Annotated in this window: 14 protein-coding genes; 6 read left to right on the plus strand and 8 right to left on the minus strand. The window is 41.7% G+C overall.

Annotation, left to right across the window (positions count from 1 at the left end; all coding sequences use genetic code 11):
* Positions 1–284: 284 nt before the first annotated feature.
* Both PLE34_RS17115 and PLE34_RS17120 read right to left on the minus strand, forming a co-directional pair.
* Positions 285–821: a CopD family protein gene (locus tag PLE34_RS17115; protein ID WP_324558939.1), complete on the minus strand. Its 537-nt coding sequence runs from the start codon at positions 819–821 to the stop codon at positions 285–287.
* A 5-nt stretch (positions 822–826) separates the two neighbouring features.
* Positions 827–2,326 carry a lipopolysaccharide biosynthesis protein gene (locus tag PLE34_RS17120; protein ID WP_324558941.1) on the minus strand — a complete coding sequence of 500 codons (1,500 nt, stop codon included), beginning with the start codon at positions 2,324–2,326 and terminating at the stop codon, positions 827–829.
* 243 nt (positions 2,327–2,569) lie between these two features.
* On the opposite strand from PLE34_RS17120, the gene PLE34_RS17125 reads away from it, so the two are divergent.
* The 4 genes from PLE34_RS17125 to PLE34_RS17140 all read left to right on the plus strand — a co-directional run bounded on the left by PLE34_RS17125 (position 2,570) and on the right by PLE34_RS17140 (position 7,698).
* Positions 2,570–3,211 carry a hypothetical protein gene (locus tag PLE34_RS17125; protein ID WP_324558942.1) on the plus strand — a complete coding sequence of 214 codons (642 nt, stop codon included), beginning with the start codon at positions 2,570–2,572 and terminating at the stop codon, positions 3,209–3,211.
* A gap of 109 nt (positions 3,212–3,320) precedes the next feature.
* The gene (locus tag PLE34_RS17130; protein WP_324558944.1) at positions 3,321–5,168 is read left to right on the plus strand and encodes an amidophosphoribosyltransferase; all 1,848 of its coding nucleotides are present in this window, start codon (positions 3,321–3,323) and stop codon (positions 5,166–5,168) included.
* Between the two features lie 167 nt (positions 5,169–5,335).
* Complete coding sequence (locus PLE34_RS17135) at positions 5,336–5,833, plus strand: SixA phosphatase family protein (RefSeq protein ID WP_324558946.1); 498 nt, start codon at positions 5,336–5,338, stop codon at positions 5,831–5,833.
* 272 nt (positions 5,834–6,105) lie between these two features.
* A complete protein-coding gene (locus PLE34_RS17140; RefSeq protein ID WP_324558948.1) occupies positions 6,106–7,698 on the plus strand; it encodes a T9SS type A sorting domain-containing protein in 1,593 nt (530 codons plus the stop codon).
* A 93-nt stretch (positions 7,699–7,791) separates the two neighbouring features.
* Here PLE34_RS17140 and PLE34_RS17145 read toward each other — a convergent pair whose 3' ends face one another.
* The 3 genes from PLE34_RS17145 to PLE34_RS17155 all read right to left on the minus strand — a co-directional run bounded on the left by PLE34_RS17145 (position 7,792) and on the right by PLE34_RS17155 (position 10,282).
* On the minus strand, positions 7,792–8,706 hold the full coding sequence (locus PLE34_RS17145; protein ID WP_324558950.1) for a S66 peptidase family protein: 915 nt from the start codon (positions 8,704–8,706) through the stop codon (positions 7,792–7,794).
* Between the two features lie 76 nt (positions 8,707–8,782).
* A complete protein-coding gene (locus tag PLE34_RS17150) occupies positions 8,783–9,796 on the minus strand; it encodes a S66 peptidase family protein (protein WP_324558952.1) in 1,014 nt (337 codons plus the stop codon).
* Positions 9,797–9,901: 105 nt separating this feature from the next.
* Entirely contained in the window at positions 9,902–10,282 is a 381-nt protein-coding gene (locus PLE34_RS17155; RefSeq protein ID WP_324558954.1) for a hypothetical protein, read from the minus strand.
* Between the two features lie 118 nt (positions 10,283–10,400).
* Here PLE34_RS17155 and metG point away from each other — a divergent pair, with 118 nt between their 5' ends.
* A complete protein-coding gene (gene metG, locus PLE34_RS17160; protein WP_324558956.1) occupies positions 10,401–12,497 on the plus strand; it encodes a methionine--tRNA ligase in 2,097 nt (698 codons plus the stop codon).
* Positions 12,498–12,760: 263 nt separating this feature from the next.
* Here metG and PLE34_RS17165 read toward each other — a convergent pair whose 3' ends face one another.
* The 3 genes from PLE34_RS17165 to PLE34_RS17175 all read right to left on the minus strand — a co-directional run bounded on the left by PLE34_RS17165 (position 12,761) and on the right by PLE34_RS17175 (position 16,217).
* The gene (locus tag PLE34_RS17165) at positions 12,761–13,450 is read right to left on the minus strand and encodes an SDR family NAD(P)-dependent oxidoreductase (protein ID WP_324558957.1); all 690 of its coding nucleotides are present in this window, start codon (positions 13,448–13,450) and stop codon (positions 12,761–12,763) included.
* 200 nt (positions 13,451–13,650) lie between these two features.
* Positions 13,651–14,397: a LytR/AlgR family response regulator transcription factor gene (locus PLE34_RS17170; RefSeq protein WP_324558959.1), complete on the minus strand. Its 747-nt coding sequence runs from the start codon at positions 14,395–14,397 to the stop codon at positions 13,651–13,653.
* 11 nt (positions 14,398–14,408) lie between these two features.
* Positions 14,409–16,217 (minus strand): tetratricopeptide repeat-containing sensor histidine kinase, encoded by a 1,809-nt coding sequence (locus PLE34_RS17175; protein ID WP_324558960.1) that lies wholly within the window; start codon positions 16,215–16,217, stop codon positions 14,409–14,411.
* Positions 16,218–16,631: 414 nt separating this feature from the next.
* Between PLE34_RS17175 and PLE34_RS17180 the strand changes: the two genes are divergently transcribed.
* On the plus strand, positions 16,632–18,107 hold the full coding sequence (locus PLE34_RS17180) for a WG repeat-containing protein (RefSeq protein WP_324558962.1): 1,476 nt from the start codon (positions 16,632–16,634) through the stop codon (positions 18,105–18,107).
* Positions 18,108–18,367: the final 260 nt, after the last annotated feature.

Here is an 18,367-nt window from a genome sequence, read left to right on the forward strand (position 1 = left end):
CTCGATCTTTTTGAACATTTATAAAAATGTCAACCTATTTTAGGCACGCACAGGGGAAATTCGTTGCAATCCGGGCTTATTGTTTATTATTTGTGGTTTGTAGTTGTATTTCGCTTCGAATTTAAGATTTCCGGCTTCGAATTTTGATGATTTGTGGTTTATAGTTGCATTCGTTTCGGATTTGGTATTTTATCCTTCGGATTTGAGATTTATCCGCCCCGGCGGACAGGTTTGGTTCTTGTTTTTTTGTGATTTGGTGCTTTGTAGTGCATTTGTCTTCGGATTTATTTCCTCCCGTTATTCTCCCTCAGCCTCCTGTATATTTTAATTGCGCTCATTAAAATAATTACGAAGCCTGCTAATCCGAGCAGTCCCCATGCCCAGCTCATATTTTGTTTTACAGATACCAGCATTACAATAGCCACCAAGAAAATGGTAGCTACTTCATTCCATATTCTTAATTGCTGCGATGACCAGCGGAAAACACCTTTCATTTGCTGCGTATAAATGTGTTGCAGGGAAAAGTGATAGCAAAACAGCCCGAGTACAAAACAAAGCTTAATGATCAGCCAGCCCGGCAGGGCGCCCAGCATATACCACATCCATGATCCGAAAATGAGGGTAAGTATACCTGATGGCCAGGTAATACCCATCCATAACCTTTTGATCATAATGCGGTACTGGTCATGGAGTATGCTTTTGGCCGGCTCCGTTTTTTCTGAGGCTTCCGTATTATAAATAAATAACCGTACTATATAAAACATACCGCTAAACCAGGTGACTATAAAAATAATATGAAGTGCCTTTATGTAGAGGTACATGTTTTTTATTTTAAAAACCTGCCCACTACAGGAAGTTTTTTAAATTCATTTTTTTCTATCCGCAGCACAAAAAGCAGGAAGGCGCCCAGTATAACCGTGGCCAGCGTATAATTAAAGATCATGTGCGGCCACAGGTGTGTAAGCAGTCTGTGCAGGTAAAACAATACAACCACAATTACTATATAGGCGCAGAGCTTTTTCCAGGCATAGGGAACGGGATATTCTTTTTGCCCCCATATATAGCAGGCTATCATCATGCTGCCGTAACAGAAAAAAGTGGCCCATGCGCTGGCCATATAGCCATAGCGCGGAATAAAAAGGTAGTTGATGGTTATGGTTACCAGGGCGCCGCCGATGGTTATCCACGCCCCGGACGACACCTTATTGGTTATTTTATACCAGACAGACAGGTTATAATAAATGCCCAGGAACATATTGGCCAATAAAAGTACAGGCACAATTTTCAGCCCTTCCCAAAAAACAGGGTTCTGTATAAAATATTTCCAGGCATCTAAGTACAGCACAACAAAAAGGAACATCACACAAATAACGATCACAAAAAATTTCATTACTCTTGCATATACCCGTTGGGGATTTTCGGTCATAGCCTGCTTGAAGAAAAAAGGCTCGGCACCCATGCGAAAGGCCTGGATGAAAACTGTTATCAGTATCGCCAGCTTATAACAGGCGCCATATGTTCCGATTTCAACTTTTATGTCGCCTGTAGCCGACACCCCCCACCAGCCCAGCATCAGCCGGTCCAGCGTTTCGTTGATCATCCCCCCGAATCCTACGATGAGCATGGGAAGCGAATAGATCATCAGCTCTTTCCACTGCCGGATATTGAACCGCCAGCGGATTGCTTTCAGTTCCTGCCAAAGCATTATCAATGTAAACACAGATTGTATAAGGTTTGCCAGGATCACCAAAGTAATGCCCAGATTTTCACTGCTCAGCAGCGCAAATACGCTGTTGGGATCTTTCAGGGCTAAGGAAGGGCAAACAGAAAGAAAAAAGTATAATGTGCCTATATAAATAAGTACGCCGGTGATGCGTATAAAAGCATATTTTAAAGGACGACCGTCCTGCCGCAGCCTGGCAAACGGAATAGTAGAGAGGCTGTCGAAAGCCACAATTAAAATAAAGAGCGTTACATATTCGGGATGCTCTTCCACCCTTATAATGCGGGATATGGGCCCGGTAAATAATAAAAGAATGGCTGTAAACAGGACGGTGCTGGTAATAAGCGATATGCTGGCTGTATTATACAGGTCTTTCTTGTGCTCTTCTTTTTGAATGAAACGGAAAAAGCCTGTTTCAAGTCCGTAAGTGTATACTATATTCAGGAAAGGGATGGCCGCATATACCAGGGTCATATCTCCATAATTGGCGCCGCTTAGTTTCAGGGTTAAATAAGGAGTTAGGATATAAGTCAGGAGCCTGGGAATAATGCTGCTTACTCCATACCATAACGTTTGTCCTGCTAATTGTTTAATGCCCGCCAACAACAAAAATGTTTAAACAAAAAAAATGAGTGCAGTAAAGATAAGCGGAATAAGCATTTTCACCACAAACCCTTTTGAATAATCAATTACCGGTTAGGAGTATAGCTTACTCATTTTACGTCCGGGAAGGAAGGGAAGGAAATATGCTGTAACCCGGGTTGACGGATTGCCTTTGCTGAAATTTTTTATGAATGCAACCTTTTTTCTGTTATATATAGTCTCTACTTACAAACAAACTTTTGTATGAAAAGATATTTTATAGCGCTTTGGGTATGTATAATATGCAGCATAAGCGTATCTGCACAGGTTGGTGAGGCGGTTGTGGAGTTTAATAAAACGAAAAGAACGGTAAAATCAATGGAGGTAAGCGATGCCCCGGATGTTGTGGAGCAGGCCATAAAAAATAAAATGCTCAAATTGGGGTACAAAGCCAAAACAAACAAAGGGTGGATGGAATTTAAGGATGTTGACGACCGGAGCATTGCCGGTGAACGCAGCGATCTTTATATAAAAGTAGAAAGAAAGAGCAGGAAAGATAAAGAAACCAGCCTGGTCTATTTTTTCGCCAGCAAGCCCGGTAACCAGGCAACACCAGTACCCTTTGAAAGCAATATGCTGTCTGAAGATGGCTTTTACAGCAATATTGTTTCGTACACAGTAGCCGAGCGGTTAGAAAGAGATATCCGGGCGCAGGAAGATATTACGAAGAAAGCGCAAAAGAAATACGATGACCTGGTAAAAGACCAGGCTTCGTTAGAAAAGAAGATCAGGGATTTCCAGAACGATCTTGAGGATAATAAGAAAAAACAGGAAGCCCAGGTTCAGGAAGTAGAAAGCCAGCGCAAAATTTTGGACCAGCTATTATCAAAGCGGAACAGTCAATAGCCCGCAGGGGAAACCTATGAAAAATAACCGCTTTGCCTGAGGAACATTCCGCAGGCATTTTTTGTTGAAGTAAACAATGTACCTTTGCGGCTTCTTTTTAAAATTCTTCATGAGTGATCCTGTAAAACATGAATGCGGACTCGCATTTATTAGACTTAGGAAACCTTTTTCATATTACCTGCAGCAGTATGGTACAGTAATGTACGGCTTGAACAAGCTGTACCTGCTTATGGAAAAGCAACATAACCGGGGGCAGGATGGCGCCGGGATAGCTACAGTAAAACTTGACACAGAACCGGGCTATCCGTTCATGCATCGCATCCGCAGTATCGAAACCATGGCTATTGCCGACCTGTTCCGGCAGGTGTCGGAAGAAATTGCCGGGCTGGAAAAATATCAGCCGGAATTGAAAAAGCACCCGGGATTGATGAAAGGGAATGTGCGGTTCCTGGGGGAGTTGCTGCTTGGTCATTTGCGGTATGGCACACAGGGCAGGAACAATGTTGAATTTTGCCATCCCTTTATTAAATGCCATACCATCCCGGCACTCAACCTTGCATTAGCGGGTAATTTTAATCTTGTAAATACAGAAGAGCTGTTTGCTTTGGTAAATATTGAACCCGGCGTATTTCAAAAGCAAAGCGACCTGGCTGCGATGATGGAGGTTGTTCATCATTTTTTGGTTAAGGAAGATGAGCAGCATCCTGAAAGGCTTGATATTGTAAATGTTTTAAAAAAATCGGCCAGCCTTTTTGACGGAGGATACCATGTGGGTGGCTTGATAGGTAACGGCGATAGTTTTGTTTTGCGTGACGCCCACGGTATACGCCCTTCCTATTATTATATAACAGATGATGTTATAGTGGCGGCTTCAGAACGTGCTGCTATCCGTACTACGTTTAATGTTGGGGAAAATGAAGTGAAGGAGCTTATGCCCGGCCATGCCTTAATTGTTAGGGCAGACGGAAGTTACCAGATTGAGCAGATCATTGAACCTAAAGAACGGAAAGCCTGCAGCTTTGAGCGGATCTATTTTTCAAGGGGAAACGATAAAAAAATTTACAGGGAAAGAACGGCCCTGGGGAACCATTTAAGCAACCATGTGCTTAAAGCGATTGATCATGATCTTAAAAACACGGTTTTTTCATTTATTCCCAATACCGCGGAAGTGGCTTTTTATGGGTTACTGAAGGGCATGGAGGATTACCTGAATAAAATTAAAGTACAGCGGATAACCTCCTGGGGAAAGGATTACGATGAAGAAAAGCTTGCTGAAATGATCAACCGGCGTATCAGGGTAGAAAAAATTGCTAACAAAGACGTAAAAATGCGCACTTTCATTACCGAAGATGTTAGTCGTAACGAATTGGTGCAGCATGTTTATGATATCACCTACGGATCAATACGGAAAGGAGAAGATACGGTAGTGGTAATTGATGATTCTATAGTTCGCGGAACAACCCTCAGGGAAAGCATTATAAAAATGTTGTCGAGGCTTGAACCCAAAAGAATTATCATTGTTTCCTCGGCCCCTCAGATCAGGTATCCCGACTGTTATGGTATTGATATGAGCAAAATGAATGATTTTATTGCTTTTCAGGCCGCTATCCTGCTGATTAGGGAGCAAAAATCAGACTATATACTACAGGATTTATACAACAAATGCAGGGAGCTTGAACGGAACAACCAGTTACACACTGAAAATGTGGTGCGGGGGGTTTATAAGCCTTTTACCGCCGAAGATATATCTAAAAAAATAGCACAACTTATTACGCCTCCGGATGTTAGCATACCGGTTGATGTAATATACCAGACCATAGAAGACCTTCATGAATCATGCCCAACAAATACCGGCGACTGGTACTTTACCGGCAACTATCCTACCCCCGGCGGGAACAGGGTTGTGAATAAAGCGTTCATAAATTTCATGGAAGGAAAGAATATCAGGGGGTATTAACGAATTGTTGGCTTGGTTTTTGTTTAAACATTGAAATGCTTTTTTGCACCCGTTTTTAGATCCTGCATTTCCTATGTTGTTTTTATAGATTGAAGTACCCTTTTGAAATTCTATTATTCGTAACTGTTAACCGTTAATTGCCGTTTCTCCTAAATGTTTGAGAAGAGATGAGATCTGTCTTATTCATCCGTCATGCTAAAAGCAGTTGGGATAATGCGTCTGTGCGCGATTTCGACCGTCCGCTGAACGAAAGAGGTAAAAAAGACGCTCCCGAAATGGCAAGACACCTGTTAGAAAAAAAAATTCCTCTCGACTCCTTTATTTCCAGCCCTGCCAAAAGAACCACCAAAACAGCCGGTTTTTTTGCTGAAGCCTATGAAATACCTTCCGGTAGTATAAGGCTGGAAGCAACATTATACCTCCCTACACCTGATGCATTTTACGATGTAATAGAAGAAACGCCCAACCAGTTTTATCATCTTGCTATCTGCTCCCATAACCCCGGCATTACCGATCTGGTGAATCAGCTTACTGATGAGATCAGGGTTGATAATATGCCCACCTGTGGCATTTTCGCAATAAAAACCAATATATCGCGGTGGCAGGATTTTCGGCAATCCGAAAAACAGTTCTGGTTTTTTGACTATCCCGGGAATTATCGCTGAACGCTGGTTCCTCTTTGTATTATAAATTCCCAGTTTCGTACCTGGCATCGCTTCAAAGCCTTAGTGCTATTCCTCCTTCTTTTTGTATCTTATATATTGATTATCAGTCATTTAACAAAAGTCAAATTAGTAGATTAACCTTGTTTGTATGGTAAATCTACTATTATATTTGCATCAGCTAAGTGTAAACATTTAATTGCTGATAAATGATTTCACCATAAATAGATAGGTGATTATTTAACATCACTTAGCAAGACCTTAAACCCTATAAAATGAAACGAAATTTTACCCTTGTTTTTTTTACAGTTTTTCTATCCTTCTCTTTTTCATTAGCTTATGCACAAACTATCTATATTGACAATGGCAGTTCCCATACATATACCTTACAAACTGGTGATAGCCTGTACGTGAGCCAGGGAACGTTTACCGGAAAGCTCATTGACGAGCAGCAGGGTGGAAAAGTAACAATAGCTGCCGGCGCAACTTTTAAGCCTTCATCAGTCAAAGGCTATAGGAGTAAATACATAGTATATGGAACAGCTATGCTGCCTGCTTTAAAAACTGAAGCTGGTTTTGGGCTGGAAAATTATGGCATAATTACCATTAATGGCAATACCGAAATGAATGGCAGCATACAGGTATGGACCAACGCAAAGCATGCAACGATCAACTTTACAGGTTCCGTTGTATTTAATGTAAACGGCAGCAGTTTTGCTAATTATGGCGATGTAGCTATAAGCGGAAAGTTTGATATCAATAATGGCGCTACCATTTTAAACAGGAATAATATCTTAATCAGTGAGGGTTTTACCATGAATGGCGGGCAGTTGCAAAATGAAGGATATTGGTATGCTAAAAAAGGCATTACCACTAACAGCAACGCCACTATTACCAATACCTGCAGGATGGTTTCCGGAAAGGAAATTACGGTTAATACAAGTACAATATATAACAGCGGGCTATTTTGGGCCTCCAACGAGCAAAAAGCATCCGTGCTTACGAATAATAGCGGAACTATTATAAGCTTAGACCAGGGAATTATAAAAGCCGTAAGGTTTATTAACTATGGCACTATTAAAGGAAATGGCTTTATGTACTTAACGGGTAAAACCACAGGGGGCGGAACGATAGGCGTAAACGGTTATACTACTGACACGCTGAAAGTATATACGGTAAACCGCACCAGCACTACCCGGATATTTGATGAGCAATGGGGCACGGTATATCCCAATGCCATGTACGCCCCGTTTGCAGCGCCCGACACCTTAACAGCTTCTGCTTACCCCTGCTACCAGGAATCTTCTTTGATCATACTACCTGTGGAGTGGCAGGACTTCTCTGTAAAGCTTTCGGGTAATACACCCGTATTAAACTGGTTGGTGCAATATGATAAGGGAACCTTGTTTGAGGTACAACGCAGCTACAATGGAAAAGATTTTACCGCTGCCGTCAGGATGGAACAGCAGGAGCGTGCTAACTATCAGTATGCGGATGATGCGATATCTGCTAACCCGCCGGCATTGGTATATTACCGTATTAAAGCGGTTGAACCAGATGGCAGGGAAAATTACAGCGAAATAAAAATGATCAGGTTCAATGCTATCGCACTCAGCCATATTGCAGCTTCACCCAATCCATTCACCAGCCAGGTTAATATTCGTTATTATGCTTCGCAAAAAGGGATGGCTGCCCTTAAGGTTTTTAATTTCAGTGGGCAACTGCGGTTGGTAAAGCCGGTAAATGTGAGCAAAGGCAATAACAATATTATTATAACTGAAACGGCAGGATGGCAAAAAGGTATTTATATTATTGCTGTGCAAGCAGAAGATGGTTCCGTTATTACTGCAAAGCTCATTAAACAATAAGTTTACCCTATTGGACGGTTAAATACAGGGGCTGCCAAAAGCATATTTGAGCGGCCCTTTTTTAGTGCCTGCTTTTCATTCAGATGGGTATGGTTACCGGGTTTCTTCCAGCATTACTTTTTTGGGTGTAACGTTCAAATGATAAACCGCCCCTACTTTAAGCGCATAATTTTCTTTACCGTGACCTACCGGGAAGCCCATGCAAACCGGATAATTGTATGTTTTTACCACATCGGCAATAATTTCATAGATCGTTTTTCCAAAAGGCCTTTTCGTATCCTTCATTTCTGTAAATCCCCCTATGATCAATCCTGCAAGCTTATCTAATTTCCCGCTGCGCTTTAATTGATACAGCATACGGTCGGCGCTGTACAAATATTCTCCTACCTCTTCTATAAATAATATTTTTCCTTTAGTTTTTATGTCAGAAGATGTGCCTGTTACATGTGCCAGCAGGGAAAGGTTACCTCCTATTAATGTTCCCGAGGCTTTACCTTTTCTGTTTAGCTCGTATGCGTTGCAGGTATATTTTGTTCTTTTGCCCGCTAAAGTTTTTTTTAAGGATTGTACATATTCATTTTTGTAGCCCTCCTCATTAAAAGCGGCTGCCATAGGTGCGTGCAGCGTGGAAATACCGTAATGGGTATGGATGTGGGTATGCAAAATGGTAATATCACTGAAGCCGATGATCCATTTGGGATGCCTTTTGAATTTTTTAAAATCAATCTGTTCCACAATACGGCCCATGCCATAACCACCGCGTCCGCATAAGATGGCGGCTATGTTTTCATTATCCAGCATTTGCTGCAGCTCTGTTAGCCTTTCCCCATCGGTGCCCGAAAAATAAGTGGTTGATTTGCCGCCTACGGTATTCCCGGCTATAACTTTATAACCCCATTGCTGCAAGGCTTCCACACATGTCTGCACTTTTTCAGCCGCCATATAACCCGCCGGACAGGTAATGCCGATCGTATCGCCTTTTTTCAGGTAAGGAGGTATTTTTATCATTTATTGAGCGCTATTAATTTTTTTATAATCCTGTATTTTACTTACCACTTACCACTTACCACTTATCACTTCTCTCTCACACTTCCAGTAATTCCACCCCGTTGGCAGTAACGCTGAGCCGGTGCAATACCCCGCATTTCAGCGCATAATTATTTCTCTGATGCCCTACGGGAAAATCAAAGCATACAGGATAGTTATATGTTTTTACTTTTTCCCATACTATGTCGTATAAAGTTCTTCCAAATTCTTCTCCCGGGTCATCGGGCTTTATTCTAAATCCTCCGATAATAAGAGCTTTCAGTTGCGACAGCTTCCCGGTGCGTTGGAGGTTCCAGAACATTCTGTCAATGCTGTAAAGATATTCGCCCGTATCTTCCACGAATAAGATCTTACCCGCGGTTTTAATTTCAGATTTTGACCCCGCAAGGTTTTCAATGATTTTTAAATTCCCCCCTGTTAGTGTGCCTTCGATAATGCCGTGCCTGTTTTTTTCATGCGGCAAAGCATTGTATTTCATTTTTACACCCGTTAAAGCGTCTTTTATAGATAGGATCGTGTCCCGCTGCAAAGGTTCGGCTTTACTCCAGTCTTCAGGGAAACTGTTGCACATTTTTGAATGAATGGTAGCCACTTTGTAATTGCTGCCGATGTGACAATGCATTACGGTAATATCGCTGAAGCCGATGATCCATTTGGGTTTGATAAGGAATTTTGAAAAATTAAGCTGGTCTATGATCCTGATTGAGCCATAGCCGCCCCTGGCACACATGATAGCTTTAACAGCAGGATCATCCAGCATCCGCTGAAAATCGGCCGCACGTTCCGCGTCTGTTCCGCCAAAGCTGAAATCCTTTTTACCAATCGTATCACCCAGCCGTATTTTCAGCCCCCAGCTTTCTATCTGCTTTATTGCGGGCTGCAGTTCTTCAACGGTAATATGTCCTGCAGGAGCAGTAATGGCCACCGCATCCCCGGGCTTAAGGTGCTGGGGAATACGTATAGATGGATCCGGGTTATGGAGGGTGGCTGCTAAAGCTTTAACTGAAATACCGGTTGTAAACAGGGAAGAAAGGAAATGTTTTCGATTCATCTTTCAAAGTAACAGAAAATGTTGTTGATGCAGCCAATTTACAAAGTCAATTACTACACCAACAACACCGTAAATTCATATAATGACCGGGCAACAGGCAATAAATCAGCTCTTTTCTTTTAGCTCTTCCACAACCAGGCCCTGCAGGCCACCTTTTACTGAAGCAGTACCCGTAACTGTAATTTTTTCACCGGCACGGTCTTTTATTTTGGCATACACCTCTTTTTTATTATGGTTTTCCACCAGCAAATATATTTTACCATCGCTGGTGAGCAAGCCCATCGGGGCGCCATCCTTTATACAGGCGGCAGCACATCCCTTATGCTTTTCACCGTGCGCACCCTTAGCCATATAGCAGGCCATGTCAAGCACTTCGCCTGAAACTGTTTTTGTTTCATCCTGGGCATTTGCTTTAAAAGCGAAGAGACAAAAGCTTATTGTTGCAAGTACTGCTGCTTTGCGGAGATTAAAATGAATACTTTTCATAAAAAATCCTTTTTAAAGTGAAGAATAAATAAGTTCTGCAGGAGACCGTAAATGTATTGAAATTCCGGGATAATCATGTCGCCATATTGAATTACTTTTGCATTCCTTTTTACATACTATGAGAGATTATAAAAGAATACTGGTTACGGCGGCACTGCCCTATGCCAATGGCCCTTTGCATATCGGGCATCTGGCGGGTTGTTATATACCAGCGGATGTTTACGTACGTTACCAGCGGGCGCAGCAGCGGGATATTAAATTTGTGGGTGGCAGTGATGAGCATGGCGTTCCTATTACTATCAGGGCCATGAAGGAAGGGGTGAGCCCGCAGCAGATCGTTGATAAATACCATGCTATCATTAAGGATAGCTTGCAAAAGATGGGTATTTCCTTCGATATCTATTCCCGCACATCCAGTCCGGTTCATCATAAAACAGCATCGGATTTTTTTAAGAAATTATATGATGACGGCTTGTTTGAAGAAAAAGAAACGGAACAGTATTATGATGAAAAAACTAAGGTTTTTTTAGCCGACCGTTATATTACCGGCACCTGCCCTGTGTGCGGTAATGCTAATGCATACGGCGATCAGTGCGAGAAATGCGGGTCATCGCTCAGCCCGGAGCAGCTCATCAATCCGCGGAGCACTTTGAGTGATGCTGTGCCGGTAAAAAAATTAACCAAACACTGGTATTTCCCCCTGCAAAATTATGAAACATGGCTGAAGCAGTGGGTGCTGGAGGATCATAAAGAATGGAAGAATAACGTGTATGGCCAGTGTAAAAGCTGGTTAGACAATGGATTACAGAGCCGTGCTATGACGCGCGACAGCAACTGGGGTATTAAAGTTCCATTGCCAGGTGCGGAAGGTAAGGTGTTGTATGTATGGTTTGATGCTCCTATTGGCTATATCAGCGCTACTAAAGAATTATTAACGGATCAATGGGCGGATTACTGGTGTAAAGAGGATACCAAGCTGGTACATTTTATCGGTAAGGACAATATCGTGTTTCACTGCATCATTTTTCCTGCCATGCTCAAAGCGCATGGTGGTTTTGTATTGCCTGATAATGTACCCGCCAATGAATTTTTAAATATTGAAGGCGAAAAGGTTTCTACCAGCCGTAACTGGGCGGTATGGGTGAATGAATACCTCGAAGATTTTCCGGGATGCGAAGATGTATTACGGTATGTGCTATGCGCTAACGCTCCTGAAACCAAGGACAATGATTTTACCTGGAAAGATTTCCAGGACAGGAACAACAGTGAACTGGTAGCCATTTTTGGCAATTTTGTAAACCGGTCGCTGGTGCTGATGCATAAATTATGCGGCGGCAAAGTACCTGTTTTTCATAATGCTGTTATTGATGCGGATGATAAGCAGTTGATGGAAGATATTCAATCTGCCAAAGCAAAAGTTACACAGTCTATTGAAGAATACCGGTTCAGGGAAGCTTTGTACGAGATCATTGACCTGAGCAGAAAGGGCAACCAGTATCTTCAGAAAAAAGAGCCCTGGAAGAAAGCGGGCGTGGAAAACGGGCAGCAGCAAATAGATAACTGTATTCACCTGAGCCTGCAGCTCACCGCCAATCTTGCCATTCTCATCAACCCGTTTTTGCCCAACACGGCTGCAAAAATGTTACATATGCTGAAGGTGGTAGAAAAAATGTTAGACTGGAAAAACGCGGGCAGCTTTAAGTTGTTAAGCGTTGGCTATACTTTACGTGCGCCTGAGCTGCTGTTCAGAAAAATTGAGGATAGCGAAATAGCGGCGCAGGTAGAAAAGCTGAGGACTAACGCGGTTACAGGTTCTGCCCCGCAGGGTACAGAGAAAAAAGCGTTGAAAGAAAATGACGCCGCTCAGCAGCCCGGGCCGCAACTTAAGCCCGAAATCGTTTATGATGATTTTGCGAAATTAGACCTGAAAACAGGTAAGATATTATCTGCCGAAAAAGTAGAAAAAGCAGACAAGCTGTTAAAGCTGGAAATAGACCTCGGTTCCGAGAAACGTACTATTGTGTCGGGCATAGCTTTACATTTCAAACCCGAAGAGCTTGTTGGCAGGCAGGTAGTGGTTGTTGCTAACCTGGCACCCCGCAAAATGCGTGGTATAGAAAGCAATGGAATGATCTTAATGGCGGAGGATAAAAACGGCAAACTGCATTTTGTAAATACCGAAGAAGAGATAGAGCCGGGGGCGGGGGTGAGTTAGGGTGGCGAGAGGTGAGGAAGTTACAGGTTGCAGGTTACAAGGTAGGGGACAGGTTTTTTAATATTGAGGTTGAATCGCTTCGGATTTTTTAATTTGTGGTTTATCGTTTATGGTTGCATTTGTCTTCGGATGTAGGGTTTCAGGCTTCGGATTTAATATTTGCCTGTCATGGTAAGCACGAACCATCTGTATCTATTTGGTTCTTGTTATTTGTCTTTTGGTGCTTCTCTCCGGATTTCGGATTCCCGGCTTCAAATTTGGCCTTATGCATCATTATAAACCTTGTATAGGGGTTCGCGCAAAGAAAGTCCTTTATCGCTGCATATAAATTCAAGTATGCCGGCAATTTGTTCCGGCTTTACCCATTTGCTCCAGTCGGCCTCGGGCATGCTTTGGCGGTTAGGCGCAGTATCAATGGTGCTGGGCACTACAACAGAGGCGGTTACGTTCTTACCTTTGGCTTCTGCATTGAGTATATTGGCGAAATTGAATAATAAAGATTTGGAAAGGGTATAGGCAACCGATCTTTTTGCATGCTCTGGTTGAAATACAGGTTTTGAGCCGATGAATACCAACCTGCCATATCCGTTTTGTAACATGTGCTGAAACAGGATGCGTGAAATATGGTAAGCAGTTTCAAAATTAAGCGCGAACATTTTTTTCAGGTCAGTGCCTGTAGTATCTGCTATGCTGCTCATAGCAAACCCGCCTGCTAAAAATAAGGCGCCTTCAATGCTGCCATATAAACTGATCGCTTCTTTGATAAAAAGAAGAGCGGCATTTTCATCTGCCAGATCTATCTGGTGTAGCTCAAAGTTTTTATTATCTTTTGCAAATCCTAATTTGCTTCCGGAACGGGCAACGGCAATTACCCGGTAATCATTTTCCAGGAATTTTTTAACGGTAACAGCACCCAGGTTTCCATTTGCACCGGTGATGATTATTGTTTTCATAATGTGAAATATACAAAAAAATAAGCTGCCTCCGAAGTCCGGGCTTATGCACAAAGCATTGTCGTTGTTTGGTGGGGGCATTAAACGGGATAGTTGCTGGCTACTGTATCTGGCTACTGACACCTGATAGCACTTCTGTGTAAGCCATTTCAAATTTTAGATCTCAAATCTCAAATTCCTACAGTATTACGTTATTACAATCATAACCTGGTTATTGTCTTAATAAACTCGTCTTTCCGCCTTACAGATATTTCAATCTGCTCTCCATTGGCTAATTCCACATACCCGCCTTTGCTTTTATTATAGCTTTTAATATAATTGAGATTTACAAGATGTGAATTGTGCACACGGAAGAAATTGAAATCACTCAGCATTTTTTCAAATTCTTTCAGGCTTTTAGCCACGGTTATCGGGTTGGCTTTATTAATATAAATAGTTGTATAGTTGATATTTGCCTCACAGCGTATAATATCGCTGACCTCTACAATATTAAACCCATTCATGTCGGGTATGCATAACTTTTGCCGGTCTTTATTGTAAATGTTTTTCAGCAGGGTTTCTATTTTTTTATGCCCATCGGTTTCATATTGCAAACTCAGCACTTTTGATACGGCACGATGCAGATCGGCTGTGGAAATTGGTTTCAGCAGGTAGTCTATAGCACTGAATTTAAAAGCCTGTATGGCGTATTTTTCGAAGGCGGTAATAAAAATCACTTTAATATCTTTCATTTTCAGTTGCCGCAGCAGGTCAAAACCTGTTTGATTCCCTATCTGTACATCCAGGAAAAGCAGCTCAGGCTTATGCTCCCGAATGGCAACAATTGCTGTTTCAACCGTTTTACATGAGGTTATTATATGCACATCATCACCGAACAGCTCGTTAAGCATTCCGCTTAGTATATCAATGCTTTGCTGTTCATCTTCTGCTATAATACAATTCAACATACAGGGGGTAATTAAAAATTAAGCTCAAACGGCAGGTTGATCTCCACTTTGGTTCCTTCATGTAAAGGATACATCTGTAAGGAAGCATTAGCATTTTGTGCCCGGTTCAACAAATCTATCCTGGTGCGGGTTATCCCAATCCCCGATGGTCTGTCTTTCTTTTCCTCTTTTTCCCATATCATATCTTTCTTTATTCCAACGCCATTATCTTCTACAACACAGCAGATCATTTCCGACTGCCGGCTGACGTTTATTATTATGGTGCCATTGCCTTTTTTGGGCGCTATCCCGTGCCAGATGCTGTTTTCCACAAAGGGCTGCAACAGCAGCGGCGGGATCATTGTATTTTCCCGGTCAATATCAGTGTCAACCTGTACCTGGTAATCGAATTTATGATTAAGTCTTGCCGCCTCAATTTGCATATATAATTCCAGTGCATGCAGGTCGTCTGCAAGCGATATTTTTTTGTGATCCGAATTTTCAAATACCTGTCGCATGAGCATGGAAAATCTCACTAAGTATTCATCTGCCAGCTTAATATTATTTTGAGCGGTATAGTGCCGGATAGAGTTTAGCGAATTAAAAATAAAATGAGGATTCATTTGCGAACGAAGCGCTTTCATTTGAGTATCGGTCACTTCCGTATTCAGCTCCGCTTCTTTTTGCTTTAGTTCAGCGTCCTTTCTTCTTTTGTAAAATATAAAGGAGGCCATACTTCCAGCCAGTATTACAGCCGCAAGCGCCAGTGCCGCGTTTCTTATTACCTGTTGCTGTTTCAATGCTGCAGCCATCTCCAGCTCTTTTCTGTCATTTTCAAACTGCATCTCTTTGCGGGTCAGCTCCTGCCGCTTTTCATCATTCAATACACTATCCCTTATGGTTAAATATTCATTATATGCGTGATACGCTTTTTCATAATCGCCCTTTTTCTCATATACTTTTCTTAATGAATTCCATGATTCATATTGACTCTGGAGGTTCCCGATATCCTTAGCCACCGAAAGCGATTGCCTGCCGTAGTATTCTGATGAATCTAATTTTCCCTCCGATAGAAAAGCATTGGACAGGTTGTGCAACGCCGCTGCTTTCACGTATATATTCCCTGTTTGATCGGCCAGTTGAACACTACGGCGGGAATAGAAAACAGCGCTGTCAAAGTTTTTTGTTTCGTTGAACACAGAACCTAAAAAACACAGCGCATTGCTTTTTAAACGATCATTACCGGTCAGGCCGGTAAGATGCAGCGAAGTTCTATAGTAGATAATTGCGGAATCATATTGCTTTAATTCCTGGAATACCGTGCCGGTATTACCGGCTGCCATTGAAAGTTCGTGATTGTCCTGCAACACTGTGGCAGTTGCGAAAGCCTTCCGGTAATATTCAAGCGCTTTCACCTGGTTTCCCATACTGGTATGTATGTTCCCAATATTATTCAATATGCCGGTCTCAAATTTTTTGCTATTGCCATTGTCTGCTTTTAAGGCCTGCTGATAGCTCTCCAGGGCTTGCATATAGTCAGATTGTACAAGGTATACTCCTCCTTTTACGCGAAAAGAGAGGGCTATGCCTTTTTGCCATTTTATTTTTTTTGAAACAGACAGCGCCTCATCCGCGTATTGCATCGCTTCGGCGGGATTACTTATAAAGGTGGCGCTGGTTAAATGAATAAGTGTCCATACCCGGTTGCTGTCGCTTGCAGTATACAACTGCAAAGCCTGTTTCAGCGAATCTACAGGTTTTGCCATATCCTGCGCGCACACAAAACTTAGCGTAAAGAGGGATATTGCAATAAACAGGGTTCTGGTAACGGGAAAGAGCATGCGTTTAAGTTTAGGTTAAAGTAGTTCATTTTCTTTTTACTGCAAAAAAGGGGTGCATCCCAAAAAGGCTGTTTATCACACCTGCCTGCCTTTTGTTTTGGCAACGAATAATAAATTGAGGCGTACGAAAAATAAATGTGTCTTAAAAAGACATTCTGGTATTGCTATTTTCGGACTGGATATGATTATCACATAGCAGGCGGTCTACCCCCGGGTTTCAGGTAATGAAATAAAAGATGCCGGTAGGAGGCGGTGTATTAAACGGGACATCCGTAACCTTACTTATGGATTTTTCATCTAAAAAAATTAATATATTATTGTTTATATATATTTTTTTTGTATCATAGCAAATAATTTATAATATCTGTATGGAGACCTGAGATAGAACGAATTACTTAAATTAAATTTTAACCCATGCTCCTTAAATCAGCATTGTTTACCGTATTGGTATTAATTGCCCAGCTCAGTTTTGCACAGCAAGCCAAGACTCAGAAAAAAATTGATAATGCGAATAAGACGATCGAAAAAACGGAAGACTTAATTGATTCCGGAACCCGGTTGTTCAACAAGCTTCCCGGGAAAAGCAAAAAGAAAGACCAGCCAGGCGATAGTTCGTCCAGCTATGGCACACCGCAACCCGTTGAGCGCGAAAATAAAGCCGAAAATAAAAATATTGAAAGAAAACAAACAGACTCGCAACTCAAGCCGGGCGATGTGCACCCCAATGCCAAAGTAATTGATGCAGATATATTATATCCTTTTAATAATGGCTTGGCAACGGTTAGCAAGGGTACAGCCCTGGCGCTCATTAATGCAAAGGGAGAGTTTTTTATTCCGTACAATAGCCAGTACGACCTTAGTAGAGGTGAAAATCCCGAAATACTTGCAATTGGCGGTAAATACCTGAATACTAACGGAAAGTTACTTGCTGAATCAAATTCAGGCGGAAGTTGGGGCCTCACTAAAGACCAGATGTATTTAGAAAATATTAAACAGGATGCAAACAGCCCGAAATGGTCGATTCGGATTTCCGATAAAAATGGGAAAAAATACGAAATTAAAAATTTGCCTTCAATGCCCTACTACATAGGAGAAGAAATGTATGTGGTGCAAAAAGAGCGTAACGATGATAACCACGCAGTCATGAATTTTAATGGTGAATATGTTACAAAGTTTATTTATAACTCTATTGGATATTTCGTAAATGGTATGGCAGTAGTTAGTAAGATTGATGAATTTGGAAAGAGACGATATGGTTATATTGATAAAACCGGGAAGGAAGTTATCCCTGTAATGTATTCTAAATGGCCTACTCATTTTGCCGGAGGATTAGCCAGCATCTATCCTGCTGATAAAACAGAATTTGCACAGGCGGTAATTAACAAAAAAGGAGAGATAGTAGCAAAATTGCCCAGGGAACGGCTTATCTATTATATAGGCAATGGGTTTTTCAATTATGATCCACTGCATATAATGGATACAAAAGGCAAGGTTATCGCCATCAAAGATTTTCTAGCAAGCTATGGTGTTGAATCAACAGCATCTGACAGAGAAATAATGTTGCATGTTACATCAGAATATGTAGAACATGAATTCACAGTACCCCACATACAGAAGGCCGATGACGGTAAAATGTGGTACGCCAGGTATTCAAAAAAGAATGACTTTATTTCTTCTGGTTTTGTTGATATAAAAGAGAAAAAGGTAGTGGAAGCTGCATTTGAAATTTATGAAACTCGAAGAGAGCCGGTTTTTGATCCTGTTACCAAACTGGCTTTGGTAAAGCTTCGTTTGAGTAAAGACAACCGGGGCAATACTATATATAGAGAAGGCTACATTAACGAAGACGGTGTTTTCATGATCGTAAAAGGTGAAAAATCAAAATGGTAAGACCTTTAAAAAATTGATCATGAAACCCTTGCTTTTATTATTGATATGGATAAGCCCCCTACGATAATATAGAATCGGGATTCCTGGAAATATTGTACTTCGATTCGAGAGGGAACGGTTTGCTGGAAGCAAATTTTGGTTTTACCGTAAAAAATGCCAGGGAACCTTATTGAAAAAAAGTAGAAGGCCTGAAAATTACAGATGGTAAGATCAGGATACAGTTCAACAAGTAGCGCAGTTGAAAATAAGAACTGATGTAA

Source organism: Agriterribacter sp., assembly GCF_035445465.1.
Classification (GTDB): Bacteria; Bacteroidota; Bacteroidia; order Chitinophagales; family Chitinophagaceae; genus Agriterribacter.